The sequence below is a fragment of the Lyngbya aestuarii BL J genome (assembly GCF_000478195.2).
GTDB classification, from domain to species: domain Bacteria; phylum Cyanobacteriota; class Cyanobacteriia; order Cyanobacteriales; family Microcoleaceae; genus Capilliphycus; species Capilliphycus aestuarii.
The window spans coordinates 1-23,489 of record NZ_AUZM01000085.1; the positions used below are offsets into that span (position 1 = coordinate 1).

At 40.0% G+C, this 23,489-nt stretch carries 21 protein-coding genes; 3 read left to right on the forward strand and 18 right to left on the reverse strand.

The features are described from left to right. From M595_RS23705 to hypF, 11 genes are all read right to left on the reverse strand, one after another. Positions 1 to 1,677 (reverse strand): sensor histidine kinase (locus tag M595_RS23705; protein ID WP_023069067.1); only part of this gene is annotated, 1,677 nt, incomplete at its 3' end. A 47-nt stretch (positions 1,678 to 1,724) separates the two neighbouring features. After that, complete coding sequence (locus tag M595_RS23710) at positions 1,725 to 3,038, reverse strand: hybrid sensor histidine kinase/response regulator (protein WP_023069076.1); 1,314 nt, start codon at positions 3,036 to 3,038, stop codon at positions 1,725 to 1,727. Between the two features lie 330 nt (positions 3,039 to 3,368). After that, positions 3,369 to 6,272 carry an ATP-binding protein gene (locus tag M595_RS23720; RefSeq protein WP_023069071.1) on the reverse strand — a complete coding sequence of 968 codons (2,904 nt, stop codon included), beginning with the start codon at positions 6,270 to 6,272 and terminating at the stop codon, positions 3,369 to 3,371. Positions 6,273 to 7,369: 1,097 nt separating this feature from the next. Beyond that, positions 7,370 to 8,236: a hydrogenase nickel incorporation protein HypB gene (gene hypB, locus M595_RS23725; RefSeq protein ID WP_023069061.1), complete on the reverse strand. Its 867-nt coding sequence runs from the start codon at positions 8,234 to 8,236 to the stop codon at positions 7,370 to 7,372. Continuing rightward, on the reverse strand, positions 8,227 to 8,571 hold the full coding sequence (hypA, locus tag M595_RS23730; protein ID WP_023069064.1) for a hydrogenase maturation nickel metallochaperone HypA: 345 nt from the start codon (positions 8,569 to 8,571) through the stop codon (positions 8,227 to 8,229). Before hypA ends, hypB begins: the two co-directional genes overlap by 10 nt. A 32-nt stretch (positions 8,572 to 8,603) precedes the next feature. Then, entirely contained in the window at positions 8,604 to 9,710 is a 1,107-nt protein-coding gene (gene hypE / locus M595_RS23735) for a hydrogenase expression/formation protein HypE (protein ID WP_023069069.1), read from the reverse strand. Between the two features lie 154 nt (positions 9,711 to 9,864). Next, a complete protein-coding gene (locus M595_RS23740; RefSeq protein WP_023069063.1) occupies positions 9,865 to 10,080 on the reverse strand; it encodes a tautomerase family protein in 216 nt (71 codons plus the stop codon). A gap of 57 nt (positions 10,081 to 10,137) precedes the next feature. Then, positions 10,138 to 11,295 carry a hydrogenase formation protein HypD gene (hypD, locus tag M595_RS23745; protein WP_023069055.1) on the reverse strand — a complete coding sequence of 386 codons (1,158 nt, stop codon included), beginning with the start codon at positions 11,293 to 11,295 and terminating at the stop codon, positions 10,138 to 10,140. Positions 11,296 to 11,330: 35 nt separating this feature from the next. Further along, entirely contained in the window at positions 11,331 to 11,819 is a 489-nt protein-coding gene (locus tag M595_RS23750) for a hypothetical protein (protein WP_023069066.1), read from the reverse strand. 37 nt (positions 11,820 to 11,856) lie between these two features. Beyond that, on the reverse strand, positions 11,857 to 12,102 hold the full coding sequence (locus M595_RS23755) for a HypC/HybG/HupF family hydrogenase formation chaperone (protein WP_023069058.1): 246 nt from the start codon (positions 12,100 to 12,102) through the stop codon (positions 11,857 to 11,859). Between the two features lie 38 nt (positions 12,103 to 12,140). Beyond that, positions 12,141 to 14,522 carry a carbamoyltransferase HypF gene (hypF, locus tag M595_RS23760; protein WP_023069052.1) on the reverse strand — a complete coding sequence of 794 codons (2,382 nt, stop codon included), beginning with the start codon at positions 14,520 to 14,522 and terminating at the stop codon, positions 12,141 to 12,143. Positions 14,523 to 14,660: 138 nt separating this feature from the next. Between hypF and M595_RS23765 the strand changes: the two genes are divergently transcribed. Continuing rightward, positions 14,661 to 15,536, forward strand: a complete 876-nt coding sequence (locus M595_RS23765; protein WP_023069065.1) for an Rpn family recombination-promoting nuclease/putative transposase — start codon at positions 14,661 to 14,663, stop codon at positions 15,534 to 15,536. A 33-nt stretch (positions 15,537 to 15,569) separates the two neighbouring features. On the opposite strand, the gene M595_RS23770 is transcribed toward M595_RS23765, so the two are convergent. The 5 genes from M595_RS23770 to M595_RS23790 form a co-directional block, all read right to left on the reverse strand. Further along, positions 15,570 to 16,730, reverse strand: a complete 1,161-nt coding sequence (locus tag M595_RS23770) for an NHL repeat-containing protein (protein ID WP_023069074.1) — start codon at positions 16,728 to 16,730, stop codon at positions 15,570 to 15,572. A gap of 14 nt (positions 16,731 to 16,744) precedes the next feature. Then, positions 16,745 to 17,614 carry a NifU family protein gene (locus tag M595_RS23775; protein ID WP_023069059.1) on the reverse strand — a complete coding sequence of 290 codons (870 nt, stop codon included), beginning with the start codon at positions 17,612 to 17,614 and terminating at the stop codon, positions 16,745 to 16,747. A 107-nt stretch (positions 17,615 to 17,721) separates the two neighbouring features. Next, on the reverse strand, positions 17,722 to 17,946 hold the full coding sequence (locus M595_RS23780; RefSeq protein WP_009782480.1) for a hypothetical protein: 225 nt from the start codon (positions 17,944 to 17,946) through the stop codon (positions 17,722 to 17,724). A gap of 18 nt (positions 17,947 to 17,964) precedes the next feature. Next, positions 17,965 to 18,243 (reverse strand): asr0689 family protein, encoded by a 279-nt coding sequence (locus M595_RS23785; RefSeq protein ID WP_023069075.1) that lies wholly within the window; start codon positions 18,241 to 18,243, stop codon positions 17,965 to 17,967. Between the two features lie 14 nt (positions 18,244 to 18,257). Continuing rightward, complete coding sequence (locus tag M595_RS23790) at positions 18,258 to 19,241, reverse strand: tetratricopeptide repeat protein (RefSeq protein WP_023069077.1); 984 nt, start codon at positions 19,239 to 19,241, stop codon at positions 18,258 to 18,260. A gap of 528 nt (positions 19,242 to 19,769) precedes the next feature. On the opposite strand from M595_RS23790, the gene M595_RS23795 reads away from it, so the two are divergent. After that, a complete protein-coding gene (locus M595_RS23795; protein ID WP_040484584.1) occupies positions 19,770 to 20,732 on the forward strand; it encodes a hydrogenase small subunit in 963 nt (320 codons plus the stop codon). A gap of 130 nt (positions 20,733 to 20,862) precedes the next feature. Beyond that, on the forward strand, positions 20,863 to 22,476 hold the full coding sequence (locus M595_RS23800; protein WP_023069054.1) for a nickel-dependent hydrogenase large subunit: 1,614 nt from the start codon (positions 20,863 to 20,865) through the stop codon (positions 22,474 to 22,476). Positions 22,477 to 22,646: 170 nt separating this feature from the next. Here the strand turns inward: M595_RS23800 and M595_RS32525 are convergent, their stop codons facing one another. Next, positions 22,647 to 22,910, reverse strand: a complete 264-nt coding sequence (locus M595_RS32525; protein WP_023069056.1) for a Uma2 family endonuclease — start codon at positions 22,908 to 22,910, stop codon at positions 22,647 to 22,649. 194 nt (positions 22,911 to 23,104) lie between these two features. Next, positions 23,105 to 23,489: IS200/IS605 family transposase (gene tnpA / locus M595_RS23810; RefSeq protein ID WP_040484588.1), on the reverse strand; the 385-nt coding region annotated here is incomplete at its 5' end.

Consider the following 23,489-nt stretch of genomic DNA (forward strand, 5'->3'; position numbering starts at 1 on the left):
AGGATAACACTCAACTAAAGGCAAGTTTTCATAGATTGTAATGACCTCAATATCTGGATATCCAGGTTGTCCTTTTAATCGGTATTGTAGAAGCATTAATGTGCTATCAATTCCGGTTTTAAGATCTACAGGCTTGAGTTCGGATTCATCAAGACGAGAAAAAATACGCAATGATTGTACAATTTCTCGAATTCGACTACTTCCTTCGTTCATGGATTTGAGTAATTTATCAATATCTTCTTGGATAAAATCAAGTTCAATATCTTCTATTTTTTGTATAATTTCAATTGGGGGCTGAGTTCCTGATTGTTGATAAAGTTCAATCAACTCAAGTAAATCTTGGGTGTATCGTCTAAGATAAACTAAGTTTCCATGAATAAAGTTAACAGGATTATTTATTTCGTGAGCAACTCCAGCAACCATTTGACCTAAACTAGACATTTTTTCAGTTTGGATCAATTGACTTTGTGCTTGTTGTAATTTTTGGAGAGATTGTTCTAAAGCAATGGCTTTTTCACGTTTTCTCATTTCTGAGGCTTGTAAATCTTCATTCATTTCAGTTAAACGAGAAAAAGATTCTTTTAAGGCTTTTGCCATGCTGTTAAAGGTTCGTGCTAAAATTGCTAATTCATCTTGACCTCGAACCTCAACTTTTCGATGCCATTTTCCCTGGCTAACTTGAGCTACAGCTTCGGTTAAATCACTGATCGGTTTAATCAGGCGATGAGCAAGCAATGCCATTAAAATTCCAATTCCAACTGTCGAAAATATCGCAATTGTGATCGCGAGTTGCCAAAACTCTCGAACTTGCATAAATACTTCTGATTGCTTCTTGAGTACAATGGCTCCCCATTTATTATCTAGGTGAATACTATAAGATAGCCAGCGGACTCCCTGATCATCGGTAAAATCAAAAAGACCTTGATGATCATTTAAAAGATGTTTTACAGGAGGGTATAAGCTGAGATCTGTGAGTTTTTCTCCCGAAGTCAGTTGAGAATTTGGATGAGCGATTAATTGACCTTGATGATCGACTAAAATTGCCAATCCTGTCTCTCCTATTTTGTTTGCGCCGACAGCTTCAGCCAGTTCATTGAGAAGTATTCCTAGACGGATAACACCAATGATTTTTCCCGAGGAAGAAGCAAAGGATTGTTCAGAAGATATGAGGGGGTTTTGCTCTCGAATTGGTGCAGAAAAAATAGCGGCGGGTTCTCCTGATCGACGAGAAATAATGATTTCACGAGTGATCGAATTTCCTGATATTGCCCCTTGAAACCATTCGCGATCGCTGTAGTTTATGGGTTCAATTTTATTACTTTCACTGAGAGCAATAAAGTTTCCTTCTGGGTTGGCAACTCCTACACTCCACAAGTAATCTTTATAACTATTTTGCAGAATCACTAAGCTTGATTTAAGCTGAGTCGAGTTTGTATTGATTAGACTTAGATTTTTGCTGAGGTTTTGTAAAGCTAAAGTATTCATTTTATCCCATTGGGAAACTTGCATTGCCAACGCTTGAGCTTGTGAAGCTAAATCTTTTTCTGCCTCTTTATGAAGAATTTTAGCAGCTCGATAGCTAGTCAATCCTATGGCGGTGAGCATTGCAGGAATTACACTGAGTAACACGAATAACGGAATTTTAAACTTGAGGCTGTTCAATCCAGGTTTATTCATTCATATCCCTTCCTGTTATTAAGCCCAGTTAATTTGTAACAATTCCCTTAACATTTAGGTGCATGAACTGGAATTGCAATTACAAATTCTGTTCCTTGTCCATTTCTAGAATAGCACTCTAGCTTTCCCTGATGTTTGTCTACAACAATTTGATAACTAATCGATAATCCCAGTCCAGTCCCTTTTCCCACGGGCTTAGTTGTAAAAAAGGGATTGAACAATTGAGAACAAATTTCTTCAGGGATTCCCGTACCGTTATCTGCAATCCGAATTAAAACTTGAGTTTGATCGGGTGTGAGTTCAGTAGAAATGGTAATTTGATTAGGACTAGCTATAATTTCTGCATAGGTTTTACCTTGGTTTGATTCTTCTAAGGCATCGATAGCATTAGCAATAATATTCATAAAAACCTGATTGAGCTGTCCAGGAAAGCATTCAATTTCTGGGATTTTTCCATACTTTTTAATCACCTGAATTTCTGGATGATGTTCATTAGCTTTAAGTCGATGGTTTAAAATCAATAAAGTGCTATTCATGCCATCGTGAATATTGAATAAAACTTTATTTTTACCATCAACTTTAGCAAAGATTCGCATTGAAGTGCTAATCTCTTTAATTAGCAATGATCCCTGTTTAATGGATGCTATCATTTCGGGTAGATCCGCCATTAAAAAGCCAATATCAATTTCTTCAGCATGATTTTGAATAGGTACGGCAGGATTTGGATAAAATTTTTGGTAAAGTTGTAAATGAGTTAATAGATCTTGCAGAAATTCCTCAACTTGATTAGCATTACCAATCACAAAACCTAAAGGATTATTAATCTCATGGGTAATTCCTGCCATCATTTGACCCATTGACGACAACTTATCTGCTTCTTGAAGCTGAATATCTTTTTCAAGGACTAAATGTTTGAGTTTATGATTGAGCTGATCGAGTAAAAGATTTTTTTCCAGTAAGGATTGAGTTAAATCTTTAATCTGAAGGTGTACTTTTATCCGTGCTAAAACTTCTTCTTGTTGAAAAGGTTTTGTTAAATAGTCAACAGCACCCGCTTTCAATCCTTTAATTTTACTAGATGTATCCGCAAGAGCCGTCATAAAAATAATCGGAACAGCTTGAGTTGAAGGATGGGCTTTTAATTGTTGACAAGTTTCAAATCCATCCATTCCTGGCATTTGAATATCCAGTAAAATTAGGTCAGGAGGCTCGTAAAGAGCTTGCTTTAGTGCTGTTTCACCATTAATCGCGACGGCGACTTCATATCCGGCATTCACTAAACTCTCAGATAGCACTTTCAGATGAATTGGGCTATCATCAACAATCAAAATAATATTGGTATCGGGAGTATTTATGGACATTTTATTCGGTTATACGATTTGTCAATGTTTTTAATCATCGAAGTCGTTTTTTAGTTCATCGAGTAATGATTCAAGTCTAATAGGGATAGAAATCTTGATGATTAGAAAATTATTCACTCCAGTTTGATTTACTCCAACCCAGTCTATCCACTTTAGATCATCTCCCCAGTTAACACCTCTCGGGTACAGGGGATAACGAGTTTCATCAATTAACCTTGCTGTTCTCAACACCATTCATAGATCTCTGTTTTATCTTAAATTTAGTTAAAACTTTTAAAAAAATGCGTGATAGAAATCACACCAATGAGGATTTTAAAAATATCTTAGTGATTAGCGAATCGGTATCTGGATTCTAAATTCTGTTCCCTGTCCTAAAATAGAGTCACATTCAATGTTTCCTTGATGTTTTTCAATAATAACTTGATAGCTAATTGACAGTCCTAATCCTGTTCCTTTACCAATGGGTTTTGTTGTGAAGAATGGATCGAATAAACGAGTGCGAACTTCTTCACTTATTCCTGGCCCATTATCACCAATCAAAATTTGTATCCAGTTTGGTGTTATTTGTTGAGTTTTAATGCGAATACAGCCAGGATTATGCTGAATTTCTTCGGGAGATTGAAAAGACTGAGCATCTTCAATTGCATCAATTGCATTACTGAGAATATTCATAAAGACTTGATTGATATGTCCAGAATAACAGGTTATCCGAGGAATTTTATCATATTCTTTGATCACTTTTATCCCTGGATAGATGGATTTAGCTTTAAGGCGATTATGTAAAATCATTAACGTGCTTTCCAGTCCTTCATGGAGATCAACTTCTTTGATTTCAGATTCATCCAAACGAGAAAATATTCGTAGCGATTTGACAATTTCTCGAATCCGTTCTGTGCCAACCTGCATAGACTTGAGGAGTTTTTTGATATCTTCTTGGAGAAAATCAAGTTCAATTGCTTCAATTTCTTCCTCAATGTCTGGATGGGGATAGGGATAATGCTGTTGATAGAGTTGAATTAAACTGAGCAAGTCGCGAATATAATCGGTGGCGTGAACGATATTTCCATGAATAAAGTTAACCGGATTGTTAATTTCATGAGCAATTCCAGCTACCATTTGGCCTAAGCTCGACATTTTTTCATTTTGAATCATCTGAGCTTGAGTTCGTTGAAGTTCTTTTAAAGTTTGCTGAAGCTGTTGTTTTTGTTCTCTTAATTGGGCTTCTGATTGTCGGAGAGCGTTCTCTGTTTGTTTACGTTCGGTAATATCGGTTGCAATTCCAGTCACTCGATCTATTTCTCCTTGATCATTGGTTACAGGAAAACCCCGATCATAAATCCAGCGAATTTCACCATTAGGTTTAACAATTCGGTATTCTTCTTCATATTCACCAAAAGCTATTTTATTCAAAGAACAAATCACTCGTTCACGATCTTCTGAATAAATTGCCTCAAGATAGGATAAGGGTTGCTCATAAACTTGACGACAAGGACGACCCCAAACTCTTTCATAAGCAGGAGAAACATAGTAGATTTCTTTTCCATGAGGATGACTAATCCAGAATACACTATCAATACTTTCTGCAAGCTGACGAAACATTCTTTCACTTTCTTGCAATGCAATTTCAGCTTTTTGGTGATTTCTCGCTTCAATTGCTAAAGAGATAATATTTCCAATTGAACGCACAAAAATTTCATCTTCTGGAGTCCAATTTTGAATTTTATTACACTGCTCTATACAGATCACACCGACTATTTTTCCACCAATGCGAACCGTGCTATCAAGTAAGGAAAAAATATTATTAGGAATGAAGTAGTTAGAGAGAAATTCACAAGTTCTTGGATCATTACGTGCATCCGATGCTGCAATACTATCCTGTAAATTAATCGCGTCAAAATAAGCAGGATAATCATTCTTTCTAATCTCTCCTTCTCTCTGATGTTTATTGAGTGTTTTTTGGTACAAATCAAAACATTTAAGATGTGTTTTGTCTTCATTATACAACCAAATTCCGACTCGATCTACCTCTAATATTTGAGCTGTTGCTTCGGTAATTGCTTGCGCTGCCGTTAACATATCTCCTTGATTGACAGCTCGCTGTTGAGCAATTTCTATTAAAACAGTATTATGATTTCGTAGTTGTTCAGCTCGTTTTTGGAGTTCAGTTTGGGCTGATTTACGCTCACGAATTTCTAAGAGTAATTGTTCTTGAGTATAGTTTAACTCACGCAACATTAGGTTTTTATCTTGAAGTTGTTTTTCAAGTTCATCGGTTTGAATAATGGCTCGACCTGCTAAGGGACGCAATAGCAAAACCATTCCACCTGCCCCGAAAAGGCTAACAATAATTGTAACAATTCCAATGGTAAGAAGCTGACGATTTACTGGCGCATACAATTCTTGACGATCTATTTTAATAACAAGTCCCCAATTCAATTCTGATAGGGGTTCAAAGATAATAACTTGAGTATGAGTCCAGAACTTACCTTTGACAACAGTAAGTCCAGACTCTTGAGAAACTACTGTTTTTTCTAGAGCTTCTAAAATTGGTTTTAATAAGGTTTCATTTTCATTATTAGAGGACAATAATAACTTGACTTTTTGCTTTTCAACTGCCCCTAAAAAAACTTGTTCAGCTTTGCCTAAACTCGTATTATCTGTTGCTATAATTTTTTCTAAACGATCCATTTTAAATAAAACCAAATCTGTACCGATTTGCTCCTGATTTAAGTCAAAAATGGGTTGCCTAACCATTAGATAAAATTGATCATTAAGGCGAATTGGATTAATAATTTGAGTATCTTGAGAGTTTACAGCAGAAAATTCCCAAAAAACTTTCGGAATAGATAAACCGACTTGAGCCATGAATTGATTGTTTTGATCAAGGCGAGTAATTCCAGCTAAATATTCAGTTTGATTGAGAGCATCACTCAGAAACACTGTGATATTAGTAGCGGCAGATTTACGATTATTTGGATTCTGATTATAAATTTCTAATAGTTGTTTCGCTTGAGTCCGACTAGCAATTTGTGCTGTGATCTCTTTGACACCAACAAGAAATTCTTCAACGGCTGACTTTCGAGTTTGTAAAGCTGATTGCAAGTTAACTTCTTCGCTTTTTCTGAGTTGTTGATAGAGGGGAAATATACTTAATACTGCCACCAATACACTAATCGTAAAGATTCCTACCGCAGAATAAAAAATTAATAATCGTTGTAATTGTTTAGAATTCATAGGTGATTAATTTTAGAGATTAAGTCGGTTTTATTAGATCAGATAGTAGTTTTGACTAAGCAGTTCACCCTTATCCTAAAATTAAATAAAATTTAACAGAAGTCTTACTTATAGATTCTCTATAGCTATCTAATCTAGCATTGAAATCAATAGCGTCGTTGACAATCACTGAATGTAAACATAATTATCGTTTTCAGATAATCGAATAGATGTGTCATCTCAATATCCTCTTTTCGTCCGAGTAGCTATATCTAAGTTACTCTATAATATCGGGGAAATGATAGCAGTGAAGTTAAATTGTATAAACCCAAATATCATCTGATGGCGATAGTGATACTCAAGTTCCATCACTGATATTTACCGGAGGTATGATCGGATGCTATTTGTTGCTTCTTAACTGGATTCTCAGTTTTTGGGTTTGTGACATTGGGATGGACGTTTGTTGATCACTTGTGCTATGAAGAGGGGCTATAGTCGCTTTTTTGAGCGATGCTGTAGTATCAATTTCGCAAGGATCGAACTAAACTTTACTAAAGCTTTACATAGATATTACATAACCCTCTTTTTTTCCGGCTGACCACCCGGATAGAATGAACGTGTGAAAGATGAGAAAATGCTTATTTGGTGAAGTGACCGGAGAAAAAAGTGAATATGATGATTTCGGTTTGGTTATCAGATGCAAATCTCTAATAAAATTAACAAAAGTTTACGTTTTCGACTTTTGGGTTTTCAAGAAAAGATCAGGTTGACATTCTAGTTCATCTCTGAATACGGCAACTGTTTTCACACTCTGATCCTCACTGAAATCACTACCTTCTATTGTGACTCACAGTTTGAATTTCCGAACCTGTAGCCAAAAAAATTATACATTTGTAGAGAAATCAGAAATCATGCGCTTAACAATTGAGAAAGTTTCAAATTCTGTCATCGTCTCATCCCAAGTCAAAGACAATAGCAATGATCTTCCCCCTTTATGGATCAAGCAAGTTGGATTAGAGTGGTTTTATTTTGTAGTTTGTAGAATTCTTTCTACTGTAGAATGAAAAGATATTATTAAACAGGTTGGGCTGAATTTTGAACAAACCCAACCTCTCATTTTAGAGTTGCTGAGATTGAGATTCTAACCAGTTATACCAAGTTTCTAAACCCTCTCCTGTAGAAGCGGAAACTTGGAAAATTTGCATTTTAGGGTTCACTTGGCGGGCGTAGTCCAAACAGCGTTGAACATCAAACTGAACGTAAGGAAGCAAGTCAATTTTCGTTAAAATCATTACTTGACTCGCCCGAAACATATGGGGATATTTAATCGGTTTATCTTCGCCTTCTGTGACAGAAAGAATGGCAACTTTTGCCTGTTCACCTAAATCAAATAAGGCAGGACATACTAAATTTCCAACATTTTCAATCATGACAATAGAGTTGAGAGGCGGGTTCAGTTCTTCACACCCTCGTTCAACCATTGCTGCTTCTAAATGACATCCGGTTCCAGTGTTAATTTGAACGACATTACAGCCGGTAGAACGAATTTTTTCAGCATCATTGACTGTTTCTTGATCCCCTTCTATTACGCTAAAGGTTAACTTAGATTTTAAATCGTTAATGGTACGAGTTAACAGCGTTGTTTTTCCTGAACCCGGAGAACTGACTAGATTTAAAGCTAAAATATTTCGCCCTTTAAACCAGCCCCGATTTTGGGCGGCAATTAAGTTATTTTTGCCTAAAATTGCCTGTTCTAATTCTATCGTATTACCGTGTATTTTAGCATGAATTTCAGAGCCTTTAGTTTCAGTTTTAGGAACTGTAGAAGTGTGTTGATGAGAATGAGTCACAACCGTGCCATCTGCCAAGGTATGAGTATGAGAATGAGGTTGATGATTCTGAGTTTTCATCTCAATTTTCTCTCCCGTTTGAGGGTTTGTAATTGTTGTTTCGCTATCATCAGAACAGCCACAAGTTACGCACATAATTCTTCAACCTCCATTTCTTTAATATTGAGTTCTTCGCCTTGAATAATATCGAGTTCAACGCTATTGCAAGTCTGACAAATACCAAAGGGTTGATCGAGAGGAACTTCAGTTCCACATTGCCGACATTTTCCTAAACCCACCACTTCAATAATTTCTAAAGTTGCCCCTTCTAAAACGGTTCCTTGCGTACAAACATCAAAACAAAATCGAATCGCATCAGGCATAATAGCCGAAAGTTTGCCTATTTCTAATGTAACTCGTTTAACGGGTGCGCCTCTAGCGTGTTCGCTAACAATGGCAACAATATTTTGAGTAATTCCGAGTTCGTGCATGATTTTAAATTCTCCTAATTTATGTTAAAAAACTAACAAATTCGAGGCAACTGATCCCCAACTAACATATCAACAATTCGTTCAGTTCCAAAAGCCGTTTGTAGCAAAACAACCCCGGGCGGAGAAGCAATCACTTCCCCAACAATATGGCTATTTTCGCCCGCAGAATGAGATTTCATCGCCTCTAAAACCGTTTCTGCATACTCTTTCGGGACAACCAAAACTAACTTCCCTTCATTCGCCAAATATAGCGGATCAAGCCCTAAAATTTCACAGACTCCCTGCACTTCTTCTCGCAGGGGTAATTCCGGTTCAAACAGGCGAATTCCCACTTCCGAACTCATGGCAAATTCATTTAAAACTGTTGCCACGCCGCCCCGGGTTGCATCACGTAAAGCCCGAACTTTTGGGCAAATTTCTATTATTTTATCAATTAAATCATTCAACGGTTGACAGTCACTTTCAATCGTCGTTTCTAAAGCTAATTCACCTCTAGCAATCAAAATAGCAGTCCCATGATCGCCGAGATAACCATTCACTAAAATCGCATCTCCGGGCTGTAAATTTTGGGCGGAAATATTGATTCCCGAACGAATAACGCCCACTCCTGCGGTATTAATAAACAGTTTATCCGCACAGCCTCGATGAACGACTTTCGTATCTCCGGTAACGATTTTTACCCCCGCATTATCAGCAGCTATTTTCATACTTTTAACTATTTCCCGCAACGTCTCTATGGGTAGCCCTTCTTCGAGGATAAAACCACAGGAAAGATACAAGGGTTTGGCACCACTAACCGCCAAATCATTAACAGTTCCATTAATAGCAAGTTCCCCAATATTACTCCCAGGAAAAAAGATCGGATCGACAACATAAGAATCGGTTGTAAAGGCTAACCGATCTCCGAGTGTTGCCAATTCTGCTAAGTTAAAACTGGCTTGATCTTCGAGTTGAGAAAGAATCGGATTATCAAAAGTTTTGACAAAAATATCATCAATTAAATCCCGCATTGCTTTCCCCCCACTTCCATGAGCGAGTGTAACGGTTGTATCGCGAACTTTTGCGGGGCGACGGCGAACTTTTTCGACTTTTTGAAAGAGGGGATGTTGTTCGGCTTTTTTATCTAAAGAAGGAGTCATTTATTTTAACCTTGATTTGTTGTTAATAACCGAGTTTAAAATTATTCTAAAGCTTGGCTTATTCCTATCTGTTTTGCTCGTTAAAAATATTTGGGGAGTAATAGTTGAAATTGTCCGATAATTTACTAAGTTTCATCCTATTACTCCCAACAAATTAAACGGATTTATCAGCGTGACGTCCGGGATGTTTATCGGAGTGGAGTTCACCACCAACCGCCCAATTATCCCGGTTAAATTCATCAATATGAATCGTCACCCATTCCCGTTTCGTTCCCAAGGTTTCAACTAAAGTATCGGTTACTGCTTTGGCGAGTTCCCGTTTTTTTTCAATCGAATGACCTTCTCCAATTTGAATTGTGACAAATGGCATACAGTTTTCCTCCTCATTTGTTGCTATATAAAAGATAGAAGGCTAGCGCTTAGGTGTTTATACTTTTGCTTTAGAACGTTGGGGTTTGTTAGCTTTTACAACGGTTGAAAGGCGACCATATTTGTAATAAGCGGCACAAGCCCCTTCTGAAGAAACCATACAAGTTCCGATGGGTGTTTCTGGCGTGCAAGCAGTACCGAATACTTTACATTGCCAGGGTTTTAAGACTCCTTTAAGAATTTCGCCGCACTGACAAGCAGCAGCATCGGGAACTTTAACATCAGAAACATCAAATTTTATTTCTGCATCAAATTGGGCATAATTTGAATTAATTTTCAGTCCAGACTGGGCAATGTCTCCAAGTCCTCGCCATTCAAATTCTTCTCGCACTTCAAACACTTTTTTAATAGCATCCAACGCCATCGGATTTCCATCCGGTTGAACGAGACGTTTATATTGATTTTCAACCTCACAACGTCGGTCTACTAACTGTTGCAGCAACATCCAAACAGACTGGACAATATCTAACGGTTCAAAGCCGGAAACAACGACGGGTTTATAATATTTTTCGGCGATAATTTTGTAGGGATTTGAACCAATCACCATGCTAACATGACCAGGGCCAATAAATCCATCCAGTTCCAAATCGGGGTTATCTAATAACGCTTCTAACGCCGGAACGACAATCACATGATTGCAAAAAATACTGAAGTTTTTGATGTTTTCAGCTTCGGCTTGTAAGATAGTAAAAGCGGTACTGGGTGCTGTAGTTTCAAAGCCCAACCCAAAGAAAATTACTTCTTTATCGGGATTTTGTTTAGCAATAGGTAAGGCATCTAAGGGTGAATAAACCATGCGAATATCTGCGCCTTGGGCTTTCGCTTGGAGTAAACTTTTTTCTGAACCCGGCACCCGCATCGCATCGCCAAACGTGGTAAAAATAACGTTAGGAATATCGGCCAATTTAATCGCAGCATCGAGTCGGCCTCGGGGCATCACACAAACGGGACAACCGGGGCCATGAATGAGTTCAATACTATCAGGAAGAAGTTCTTCAATGCCATATTTAAAGATAGAATGGGTGTGACCTCCGCAAACTTCCATGATTTTTAAGGGTTGTTCGGATGTCCGTTCAAGCATTAACGTTAAGCGGTTTATTTCCCCCATTAACGCTTGTAATTTTTGCGGATCTCTAAATTCATCAACATATTTCATCAGGTGTTTTCTCCTCGCTTAAATTGATTTAAAAATTATTCTTCGTCTTCTTCCGGTACTCGGGTTAACACTTCAAAAACAGTCGTCGCACTTGATTCTCGCTTTGTATCTATTTCTTGAACTCGTGCGGTGATTTGTTTGGCTTGTTCAATTTCACCCAAACGGGCGAGAATATAACCCGTTGCTGCATAAGCATTCAAGTATAATCTGATTTTGGGCTGTTCTTTGTCTTGAATTAATCGGGGTTTTTGGTCTTCCCAACTTTCGGGTAATTGTTCCTCAGTTTTGATTTTATCTAGAACAATTTGGGCAATTTTTAACGCCATTTTTTGCTGATTTTTGTAGAAAAAATAACGATAAACCCCAATTAATACCTCGTAATTGTCCCCGGCTTTTTCTAAGGCTTGATAGATGTACTGTTCTGATTTTGTCGTATCTTCCCACTGTTCGACCGCTTGCATTAACAAATCTTTAACTTCGGTGGGAATATCAGACCAAGAAAGCTTTTCGGGGGCGGTTTGCATCCTGATTTCTCCTGAATTGGGATGGCTGTTTTATTATTTACTGAATCGCCGCTAATTGCTGTAAAATTTCTAACGTTTCTGCGGCTTCTTTTTCATCAATTCGGTTCATGGCAAAACCCACATGAACTAACACCCAATCCCCAACGCAAGACTCAACGGGGTGAGTTTCATCGACGATACAAGCAATATTAACCTGTCGTTTTACACCCGCAATATTAACCATTGCTAACTTGTTGGTGGTGTCGGTAATTTCAGTAATTTGACCGGGAATTCCTAAACACATTTTTTTTTGTAATCTAAACAATAGGATTGAAAAAACGTTTATTCTTCTTTTAGTTTAGCAGATGCAATCACGGCTTGTCCGAGAGAGAGTCCGCCATCATTAGAAGGAACTTGACTGTGCGTTAAAACTTCCAAATTCTTAGACATTAAGCGCTCGCGAACTTGAGTCAGTAAAATTTGATTTTGAAACACACCTCCTGTTAAAATAACTTGATGAAACTCCGTTTCAAAACTTAACCGTTCAACCATTGTTGATATAGCTTCAGCTAACCCGAAATGAAACTTCGCCGCCATCATCCCCACTGGAAGATTTTGTCGCAAGTCTGCTAACAAAGCTGACCACATCGGACGAGGTTCGATAAACAATAACGAGCATTCTAATTTTCTCACCAAAAACGGATAAGGCTCAATTTCTTCAGAGTAATTTAACAGATAGTCTTCCGCGATCGCTTCCAGTGTAATCGCAGCCTGTCCTTCATAACTGCAACTTTCGCGACAAATTCCAATTGCACCCGCCACCGCATCAAACAACCGCCCACAAGAAGAAGCGAGAGGAGAATTAATCTTTTTCTCTATTAATTGGTCGAGTAATTTTAGCGGTTGTTGCACCAAAAAATCTCCCAATTTTAAATCGATAATGTGCGAGGGTAAATCTTCTCCAAAAGCCGCTTTTAAATGGGCGTAAGTATTCCGCCATGGTTGATAAATCGCCTGTTCGCCCCCGATCATTTCTACGGGTTTAAACGTTCCCAACCGTTGGAAACTGCGATAATCTGCTAACAAAAATTCGCCGCCCCAAATTGTACCATCTTCGCCGTATCCCAACCCGTCCAAAGCAATTCCCAAAACGGGTTTTGTATCGATGGGTAAGCCATTTTCAGCCATACAAGCCGCAACATGGGCGTGATGATGTTGAATAGAATAAATCGGGATATTGTTGGTTTCTGCGAGTTCTTTTCCGAGTTTTGTCGATAAATATTCGGGATGTAAATCTAATGCGATCGCACTCGGTTGATGTTCGAGTAAACCTAAATAAAGATTCAGCGTTTTCTGATAGGCTTCGGCGGCTAAAGCGTTTTCTAAATCGCCAATATGTTGGGATAAAATTGCCTGACCTTCTCGCACCAAACAGAACGTATTTTTGAGTTCACTCCCCATTGCTAAAATAGCAGATTTATCTTCAAATCCTGGCGGTAAATTAATCGGGGTTGGGGCGTATCCTCTCGCACGGCGAAGAATTTGTAAACTGTTATTATTGATTCTCACAACCGAATCATCAACCCGGTTGACAATTTCCCGATTATGTAATATAAAATAATCAGCAACAGTTGCAAGTTTAGTTCTCACTTCTGCGTTATCAATACATTGAGGATCATCGGAAAAATTAGCACTGGTCAGAACAATTGGAATCTCTAATCTTCTCAACGCTAAATGATGTAAAGGTGTGTAGGGTAACATAAACCCTAAAGAGTTTTGATTGGGTGCAACAGAAGGGGCGATTTGATTTTGAATTGAATCTTTTAAGCTGGTTTTCTGACGCAATAATACAATCGGTGCGGCATAACTTTCTAATAATTCTCGTTCTTCTGCTGTAACAAAACAATATTTTTCAATAATATTAATATCTCGCGCCATCAACGCCAAAGGTTTATCGGGGCGGTGTTTGCGTTGACGTAATTTTTGAACGATTTCTTCGTTGGTTGCATCACAAGCTAGATGAAATCCACCTAACCCTTTGATCGCCACAATTTGCCCTCGTTGAAGTAGCGTACAAACAGCATCAACTTCATCTAACATCGAGAACATATGGGCAGTTACAGCGTTACCATCCCCCCGTTCTAATGTTACTTTTGGGCCGCAAAAATGACAAGCAACAGGTTGGGCGTGAAAGCGTCTATTGAGAGGATCTTCATAGTTTTGTTGACATTCTCCGCACAATTCAAACCCGCCCATGCTGGTATTTTCCCGGTCATAGGGCAACTTTTTGATAATACTTAAACGAGGGCCGCAGTGAGTACAATTGGTAAAGGGATAGCGATAAAAACGACTTAAAGGGTCAAAAACATCTTGTTTACACGCCGGACAGGTTGCCGCATCGGGAGCAATTTTTGTTCTAATTTTGTTTGTTTGACTCGAAACAATGGTAAAATTAGAAAAAGAGTGATCGCCTGTGTAGGGAGAGCGATGAATTGACTCAATTTTTGCTAAAGGAGGCGGTTCAGTTTCCAAACGATGAATGAATTTATTGATAGCATTGCGATCGCCTACCACACGAATTAAAACCCCTTCACCGTCGTTGCTAACTTCTCCACACAAGCCACAGTCTAGGGCGAGGCGATAAACGGTTGGACGAAACCCCACCCCTTGAACGATACCGCAGACGCGAATTTCTTCAGCTATGTGATCCGTGATCGTCGCCATTATTCACTCATTTAGATCCTATACCTTTATTGTGAAACTTAATTATGCGATTGTGGGAATTTCTTTGATCTTTCTTCAGGCTTTTTTTGTCATCCCCGTGTTATCCTGGATTGCAAATTTTCCCCAACAATCAATCTAGTGAAAACAGATACTCTATTTTATCGCTTATTTGAAGCCTTTCCTGGGATTTTCTTTGAACTAATTAACCGTTCACCCGAAGAAGCAGAATCCTATCAATTTTCATCAGTAGAAGTTAAACAACTGTCTTTTAGAATTGATGGTGTTTTTGTCTCCAATATTAATGCAATTCATCCGCCAATTTATTTTGCTGAAGTTCAGTTTCAGTCTGATTCTCGCTTTTATTCCCGTTTTTTTGCCGAAATTTTCCTTGATCTTAATAAAACAGAACTCATTAACGACTGGCGAGGCGTTGTTCTTTATCCTAGCCGCAATATTGATCCCGGTGAAACTCCTCGATATCAGGAATTACTTCATTCTGGGCGAGTGAGTCGAATTTATCTAGATGAGTTGGGAGAAATTGCGGAAAACTCTGTCGGGATTGCCACCATTCAACTAATTGTAGCACAGGAAGAACAAGCCATTCCCCTAGCCCAGAATTTAATCGAACGGGTGAGGGCAGAAACTTTTCAGCAACAATCTCAAGCAGATCTTCTACAATTGATAGAAGCCATCTTAGTCTACAAGTTACCTCAACTCAGTCGGGAGGAAATCGAAGCCATGTTTAGTTTAGATGATTTGAAACAAACCCGTGTTTATCAAGAAGCGTTAGAAGAAGGGCGACAAGAAGGGCGTCAAGAAGGGCGACAAGAAGGGCGACAAGAAGGGCGACAAGAAGGGCGTCAAGAAGGGCGACAAGAAGCAAAATTAGAATTAATTCCTTTTCTAATTAGTGTGGGAATTAGTTTAGAAGAAATAGCCGTCAGATTAGGACTAGAATTAGAACAAGTCCAACAAGCAGCCCAATCCTCAACCGAAAATCAAAACGAGGGATAATTTATGTTATTTATGATTAGTTTAATGATCGATTTAACCCATCGACCACAATAACACCCGATTATTCCCCGAATCTGCAATCATCGCCGTATTTCCATAAACTTGAATTCCATAGGGCCAACACAAACTATTCCGAGTTGCATTCCCATAAGAACGGTTTTCACTTTTACTCTTAAAGTTAGATTGACCTGTTAACATTTCCGCAGATTTTCCCGTCGAAACTTCACCTTTCCATCCAATTAACCTTGAGTTTGCAGTATCAGCAGCAATCAACCATTCTGGCGTTGAGGCGACTCCATAGGGCATACTTAAACAGGAGTCAGACGGGAAATAAACCCCTTGATTCAATTCAACCGTATCAAAACCCTTTTGACCCAAAACAAACGCACAAGGTTGATTCATTTCTGTGGGAATATTATCCCAAATCATTATCCGATTATTCCCTGCATCAGTAACAACTAAATTATTCTTCCAAACTGCCAACGCATGGGGCCAACGCAGACTCGAAGCCGTTGGACTTCCGCCACCATTTTCATCCCGAGAAACCAAATCAGACTGTCCTAAAACAAAGTCCGCAGGTTGACCATTTTCTATCGGAAATTCTCGCCAAACTAATACTCGTCTATTTCCCGTATCCGCCACAAAAAACAGCCCATTGTAATAGAAAACCCCATAGGGCCAGTGCATTCGATTTGCAGCCGTTTCAAACTCACCTCGGTTCGGTTCATTGGCGTTAAAATTAGCCTGTCCGAGAACAATATCCGCCGGAATATTGCTATCTTGAGGAACTTTTTTCCAAATTAAAACCCGATGATTCCACGCATCAGCAACCGCCAAACTTTCGCCACAAACACATATTCCTGTGGGAACACTCACCGTTGCAGCCGTTGGGGAACCGTTGGCGTTTTGTCCTTCTTGGTTAAAGTTCGGCTGTCCAATCACCCAGTCCGCCGCCTGTCCGTCAATTTCTGGACGTTGGCGCCATCCCAACAAACGATGATGTCCGGTATCTGCCACCCACAAAGGCCCGTTTTCCACCCAACACAGGCCACGCGGCCCAAACATCGTGGTCGCATTGGGTTCGAGGGGAACCACCAACACATCAGAGGGTTGTTGTCCGAGAATAATTTCAGCGCCTTTTGGGGCAAAAATATCTTGAATAGAAGAAGATTGAGGATTAACTGGGGTATTCATTTAAAAAGTATTATTTAAACTCGCACTAACACTCGTTCTCCAACTTGTTTCACGGGATAGGGTTGTAAGGGCATTTCGGGGGCGGTGAGACAGTCTCCTGTTGTTAAATTGTATTGGAAATGATGAAACGGACAGGTGAGAATTCCGTCTTGAATTTTGCCTTTATCTAAAGGCATTGCCAGATGAGTACAACTATTACGATAGGCTTGAATTTTATCCGCAAATTGGGTTATAATTAACTTTAACCCATCCAGTTCTACCGCTAAAATTCCCCCATCTGGAATTTCTTCTATTGTTGTTATCGCCACCCAACCCGCCTCGTTATCCGCAGAAAAAGGGCTAATAATAGAATGAGAATTGTTCGTGGAAACGGGAGTATTAACCGAGATAACCTGTTGAATTTCGGGACAATGATTTTTAATCGCTTGTTCAACGCCTTGTTTTAACGTTAACGTAGAAGCCGGACAATTGCTGCAAGTTCCGACTAATTTAACTTCTACTGTATCGGGGAGTTTAATAGCGACTAATTCCACATCACCGCTATGACTTTTTAAGCCTGGACGCACTTCTTCTAAGGCTTGTTGAATGCGAGTTTCTAACGGGGGTTGGGGCGGTTTAACGAGTTCGTGATAGCGTAGTATTCCGTAAACCACTTCATCTTCAACCGCATGGCGTAACGCCGAGAGAGATTCTTGTTTAACACTGCGAATTAAACGAGTTAGGGCTTCTTTATGCAACGCTTCGATTGATTGTTTCAACCCTTCCACAACCAATAACTTTTCCGGGTCATGCCATTCTAAAACAGTATTTTCAAAAAACTTTATTTCTTTAACCAAATCTTCTAACGTTACCCCATCTTCGGGAGAAATCTGGGTTGAAGTCATAATATTTTATTTTTTATTGTTATTTTAATTTTAAATTAACTGTAGGGGCGCAAGGCTTGCGCCCATTTTTGCTTGCGCCCATTTTTACTTATCCCCAAAATTGGGGGTTATTTCATTTTGATATCTTTCAACAGAAACGGCATTGCAATTCCCGTTAACAAACTCGATAAAACAATCGGCAACCACAAAGTCACACCCACTTTATCCAAGCCCACAAACAAGAGTAAACCCAAACCCAAGCCGATAGAACTTTGACGAATAAAATAGCCCGGATTTCGCAACAATTTACCCTTTAACAGTAACTTTGTGCTGAACCAACCGACCTCTAACATAAAAATTTCTCCTCAATTCTAAACAAACTTCAAGACAATCAATCCAATCGCAATTGCAGGTAAAACACCCACTGGCCCAAACAAACCCCCAATGGAAGCAGCTAGACCAAAACCCAAATCTTTTCTCGCTAATAAAACGCCCCCAATTGCACCGCCAAAAATAGACACTGAACCAGCAACAACCAACCAAACAATCCCCGTTAATAGCGTAATTTCACCCGTAATAAAATTCGTCCAAAATGTCTGTATTACTGGAGTATTCAACACTTCTAACAGTTCTTGATTTAACTCATTCATGCCTTTCTCCTTGTTTAATTTACAGAAGACAACGCTTGTAATTCAACATCCAAATCTTGCAACGCCTGACTCACCATTTCCGCCCGTTCCGACTCACCATATTGAGTAAAAATCAATTGGGCTTCTTCGTAGAGAGTCTTTGCAGTTTTGAGATGATTGGGATTTCCAGCTTCTGGATTTTCGACATCATCTGGAAGATTAAATAAAATATTAGCTTTGTTGGCAATTGTATTGGCATACTCAACCGGAGTATCTTTAGCTGTCCGCACTTTTAACGCTTCGTTATAAGCCTCTAAAGCCCGCAAATTATTCTCAACCGGATGAACACTCGGCAGATATTGCAACGCATTTCCCAGATTATTTTGTAGCATCGCATATTCAGACGGATGATCGGTTAAAATAATCCAATTCAACGCTTCTTCAAACGACTGAACCGCCAACGCCTGACGCATATCTTCGCCATCTCCCGACATCGACATTGACAAATAAGCGATCGCAATATTATTGTGTAGGATAGCGTATTCTTGGGGATATTCCTTCGGCGTAAATACTTCTAACGCCTGTTGATACGCTTGTACCGCATCTTTAGTTTGAGCGAGATTAAACGGAACTAACGCTTGAAAAACTAGCCCCAAATTCATCTGCAATTCGGCAACTTCTTCCGGGGAAGCTTGTTGTTGTAAAATCGGTAATGCCGTTTCAAAAACTTTTTTGGCTGCAACTAACCCGTCTGAACTTTCACCAGGATAAGTTCGCAGAGCAATTCCTAAACCAACAGTCGCCCGTGCTTTTAAAAGAGGATATTCTGAACCGCACAACTCAATCGCTTGACGGTACAATAACACGGCAGCTTCAATCTGTTCAATGCCTTTTGGCTTTTGCAGCAACCCCCGTGAAATTTCACTCAACATTTGCACTTTTTCAGCAACGGTGGCGGCTTCAGACTCAACCGCAGCAGTAGCGGCTTTAACAGCAGAATCAGTAAAACTTTGTGTCACAACTATTCTCGGGGTGAAGGGTTTAACAAATGGTTTTTGAGGTTGACGCGATTAGCAAATACTCAACACAATCGTTAACGTCAATCTCAGCAATTAACAACAATTTAAGCAAAAATAGTCACTCTTGTTGCCTTAAACTAATCCTTATTTACCGGAAATAACTGTATTATCTGATACCGTTATTGAGTTGAATTGAATCTATGTCAAGATCAGCTCAATTTAAGGCTTTTTTAAGGTTCTCGAATCTCCCTATGTCCCTGCTTTTGAGCAATTTTTCGTCAAAACACCCCTCAAAAACTCTCCCCCAAACGTCAAGAAAATTTCTGTAAATTTAACGAAAAACTCAAACTTCCTCAATTTTGTTTCATCAATAACAATCAACGAATCAAAACTTTTGGTAATCTGATCCCCATAAATCTAAAAAAATTCGCCATGATGATCAAAATCTAAAGTTTTGTATTACATAATTGTCAAAAGTAACCTTCTAATATCCAAACTGTTTGTCCGAATTGCAAAAGGAGAATTATTGTGGCTAACGTCCTCTGGCTACAAGGTGGTGCCTGTTCAGGAAACACCATGTCATTTCTCAACGCCGAAGAACCAAGCGTCTGTGACCTAATAACCGACTTTAACATCAACCTTCTCTGGCATCCCTCCCTGGGACTCGAACTCGGAGAAAGCCTGAAAAAACTACTGCGAGACTGCATCAACGGAATTATCCCGGTTGATATCCTCGTGTTTGAAGGCAGCGTCGTCAACGCCCCCAAAGGCACCGGAGAATGGAACCGTTTCGCAGACCGTCCGATGAAAGACTGGTTATCCGACCTCTCCCAAGTCGCTAAATTCGTCGTCGCCGTCGGAGACTGTGCCACCTATGGCGGTATTCCCGCGATGTCACCCAACCCTAGCGAGTCCGAAGGGTTACAATTTCTTAAACGGCAAAAAGGCGGCTTTCTCGGCCCCGACTACCTCAGTCAAGCCGGATTTCCTGTTATCAACATTCCCGGTTGTCCCGCCCATCCCGACTGGATTACTCAAATTTTAGTCGCCGTTTCCACCGGAAGGCTAGATGATATCACCCTAGACGAATTTCATCGCCCCGAAACCTTCTTCAAGAGTTTCACCCAAACTGGATGTACTCGCAACATTCACTTTGCCTACAAAGCCTCAACCTCCGACTTCGGACAACGAGGAGGTTGTCTATTTTACGACTTAGGCTGTCGCGGACCGATGACTCATTCTTCCTGTAACCGAATTTTGTGGAACCGAGTCTCCTCCAAAACCCGGGCTGGAATGCCTTGTCTCGGCTGTACTGAACCCGAATTTCCGTTCCATGACCTGCAACCCGGCACCGTCTTTAAAACCCAAACCGTGATGGGAGTTCCCAAAGAATTACCCACAGGAGTCAACCGCAAAGACTACGCCCTATTAACCGTTGTGGCTAAAGATTCAACCCCGAAATGGGCAGAAGAAGACATTTTCACTGTTTAACAAACGGCTTTCAAACAGATACCGATAAATAGGAAACAGGTAACAGAGAAGATTCATCATTGATAACTGTTCCCTGTTCCCTACGCTTCGGCGCTATACCTATCACCTAAAATTAATAGAGAGAACAAACATGGTTGCCCAACGAACATCTGTCGAAACTTTAGATATATCTCCCGTGGGTCGAGTCGAAGGAGACTTAGATGTACGAGTCGATATCCAAGATGGCCAGGTCGTTAACGCTTGGACACAAGCCCAACTGTTTCGCGGGTTTGAAGTTATTCTACGAGGAAAAGACCCCCAAGCTGGATTAATTGTTACCCCGAGAGTCTGTGGAATTTGCGGCGCCTCTCACCTCACCTGTGCATCTTGGGCGTTGGATACCGCTTGGGAAACCGAAGTTCCTCGCAATGCAATTTTAGCCCGAAATTTAGGTCAACTCGTCGAAACCATTCAAAGCCATCCCCGTTATTTTTACGGCTTGTTTGCCATTGACTTAACCAACAAAAAATATCAAAATAGCCCTTTTTACGAAGAAGCTTGTCGGCGGTTTGCCGCTTATACCGGAAAATCCTATGAAATTGGCGTCACTATTTCCGCGAAACCCGTTGAAATTTATGCGTTATTTGGCGGACAATGGCCTCATTCTAGCTTTATGGTTCCCGGTGGGGTAATGTGTGCGCCGACTTTAACCGATATTACTCGGGCTTGGTCGATTTTAGAATATTTCCGCACGAACTGGTTAGAACCCGTTTGGTTGGGTTGTTCATTAGAACGTTATGAAGAAATTCAATCATACGATGATTTTATGGACTGGTTGAATGAAAGTCCGAATCATCTCAACTCCGACTTAGGCTTTTATTGGCGAATGGGGTTAGATATTGGTTTAGATAAATTCGGGATGGGAACCGGAAAATACATGAGTTGGGGTTATCTCCCCCACGAAGATAAATATCAACGCCCAACAATTGCCGGACGCAATGGGGCGGTGATGATGAAAAGCGGGGTTTATGATAGTTTTAGCGACACTCATCAACTGATGGAACATCATTTCACTCGCGAAAATACCAGCCATTCTTGGTACGAGGAAGGCAACGAAGATGTACATCCGTTTGACCGTTTTACTGTTCCCCAACAAAACAACGATATTGATTTCTTAGAAGGCGCTTATACTTGGTCAACCGCCGTTAAACACCAAGATTTTGGACGGATGGAAGTCGGTTCACTTTCTCGTCAACTCGTCGCAGGCGGACATCATGGTGAGAGTTGGCAATATTATGATGGCTTTATTCTTGATATGTTCAAGAAAATGGGTGGGCCGAGTGTGCATCTGCGTCAGTTAGCCCGAATGCACGAACAAGTGAAATTATATCGAGAAGTTGAACGCTGTCTGCGCGAGTTTAAACTGCGGGACCCCTGGTATATCAAACCCACCCAAAAAGACGGACGGGGTTGGGGGGCAACTGAAGCCAGTCGCGGTGCCTTGTGTCATTGGGTTGAAATTGAAGATGGCAAGATTAAAAACTATCAAATTCTCGCCCCTTCGACTTGGAATATCGGCCCTCGTGACGGTGAAGGCGTTCGTGGCCCTATCGAAGAAGCGTTAATTGGTACCCCTATTGCCGATAAAAATGACCCCGTAGAAGTGGGTCATGTCGCCCGTTCTTTTGACTCTTGTTTAGTGTGTACCGTTCACGCTCACGATGCGAAAACAGGTGAAGAATTAGCCCGGTTCCGTACCGCTTAAAAGGGTTTGATTCTGTTATGTTTGTGGGCGCAAGCAACTGGGCGCAAGCAACGGGGCGCAAACCGCAGCGCCCCTACGGGTTTACTAATAGCTGGTGACTGTTTAAACAATACCTGCTTGTTGAAAAACTTGTTGGGCGGTAAATGTTATTCCTTCTAATAAATTATCGCTCACAGTTGCTTCCTCTCGTTTCGTTTCGTTTGTGGGGGTGCATCGGGATAAAAAATGGTGATGGTTTTTGCTTTTGAGTCAACCACCCAAACTCTTGAGACTCCTGCATTGAGATAATCAATCGCTTTTTCACTCATCTCGCCAAATGTTTGCTCGGGTGATATAATTTCAATGGCTAATTCTGGTGGAACCGGACAAGCTTCATCCTCAAATCGTTCTAACGGAAGACGATTATAGGAAATATAAAGTAAGTCGGGAATCAAAACCCAATCTCGATTATTTTTTTTGAGAACAACAGCCCAATAATCCCCACTTCTCCTCGGTTTTTACACCATTCGGTTAACAGCATACACAGAGAACCTCTTAGTCGAGAATGAAAACGTTTATAACCCTTTTTAGCTTCTTCCCCAAGAAGCCCCACGTCTGACCCGACAGGGCAGCGTGAGATGAATTGCGGTCAGGGTTTATCGGAATTAGGTTGGTTTTGGTTTTCAATGTATTGTCTTAAGGTTGAAATAGTAACTCCGCCGCAACTAGCGACAAAGTAAGAGCCATTCCATAAAACATCTTTCCAATAGAAAGAATTTAAGTGGTCGGAAAATTCTTGTCTAAGCTTTCGAGACGTTACAGATTTGAGATTATTAACCAAATTACTTAAAGCAATGTCAGGATGGTATTGGAAAAGAAGATGAACATGATTGTCTTCCCCGTTAAACTCAATTAATTTACAATCCCACTTGTGGAGTAATTCTTCAAGGATGGAGTGTAACCTATTCAGCATTTCAAGAGTAAAAACTTTCCGTCGATACTTGGTTGTCAAAACCAAATGCACTTTGAGGTCA

Bases quoted from the DNA above. Each gene is read 5' to 3' on its own strand.
- hypE (WP_023069069.1), bottom strand. From the start codon at position 9,710: ATGACTCCTTCTTTAGATAAAAAAGCCGAACAACATCCCCTCTTTCAA.
- M595_RS23710 (WP_023069076.1), bottom strand. From the start codon at position 3,038: ATGTCCATAAATACTCCCGATACCAATATTATTTTGATTGTTGATGAT.
- M595_RS23785 (WP_023069075.1), bottom strand. From the start codon at position 18,243: ATGAATGAGTTAAATCAAGAACTGTTAGAAGTGTTGAATACTCCAGTA.
- hypA (WP_023069064.1), bottom strand. From the start codon at position 8,571: ATGCACGAACTCGGAATTACTCAAAATATTGTTGCCATTGTTAGCGAA.
- M595_RS23800 (WP_023069054.1), top strand. From the start codon at position 20,863: ATGGTTGCCCAACGAACATCTGTCGAAACTTTAGATATATCTCCCGTG.
- hypF (WP_023069052.1), bottom strand. From the start codon at position 14,522: ATGGCGACGATCACGGATCACATAGCTGAAGAAATTCGCGTCTGCGGT.
- M595_RS23770 (WP_023069074.1), bottom strand. From the start codon at position 16,730: ATGAATACCCCAGTTAATCCTCAATCTTCTTCTATTCAAGATATTTTT.
- M595_RS23750 (WP_023069066.1), bottom strand. From the start codon at position 11,819: ATGCAAACCGCCCCCGAAAAGCTTTCTTGGTCTGATATTCCCACCGAA.
- hypD (WP_023069055.1), bottom strand. From the start codon at position 11,295: ATGAAATATGTTGATGAATTTAGAGATCCGCAAAAATTACAAGCGTTA.
- M595_RS23720 (WP_023069071.1), bottom strand. From the start codon at position 6,272: ATGAATTCTAAACAATTACAACGATTATTAATTTTTTATTCTGCGGTA.
- M595_RS23775 (WP_023069059.1), bottom strand. From the start codon at position 17,614: ATGACTTCAACCCAGATTTCTCCCGAAGATGGGGTAACGTTAGAAGAT.
- hypB (WP_023069061.1), bottom strand. From the start codon at position 8,236: ATGTGCGTAACTTGTGGCTGTTCTGATGATAGCGAAACAACAATTACA.
- M595_RS23740 (WP_023069063.1), bottom strand. From the start codon at position 10,080: ATGCCATTTGTCACAATTCAAATTGGAGAAGGTCATTCGATTGAAAAA.
- M595_RS23780 (WP_009782480.1), bottom strand. From the start codon at position 17,946: ATGTTAGAGGTCGGTTGGTTCAGCACAAAGTTACTGTTAAAGGGTAAA.
- M595_RS23755 (WP_023069058.1), bottom strand. From the start codon at position 12,102: ATGTGTTTAGGAATTCCCGGTCAAATTACTGAAATTACCGACACCACC.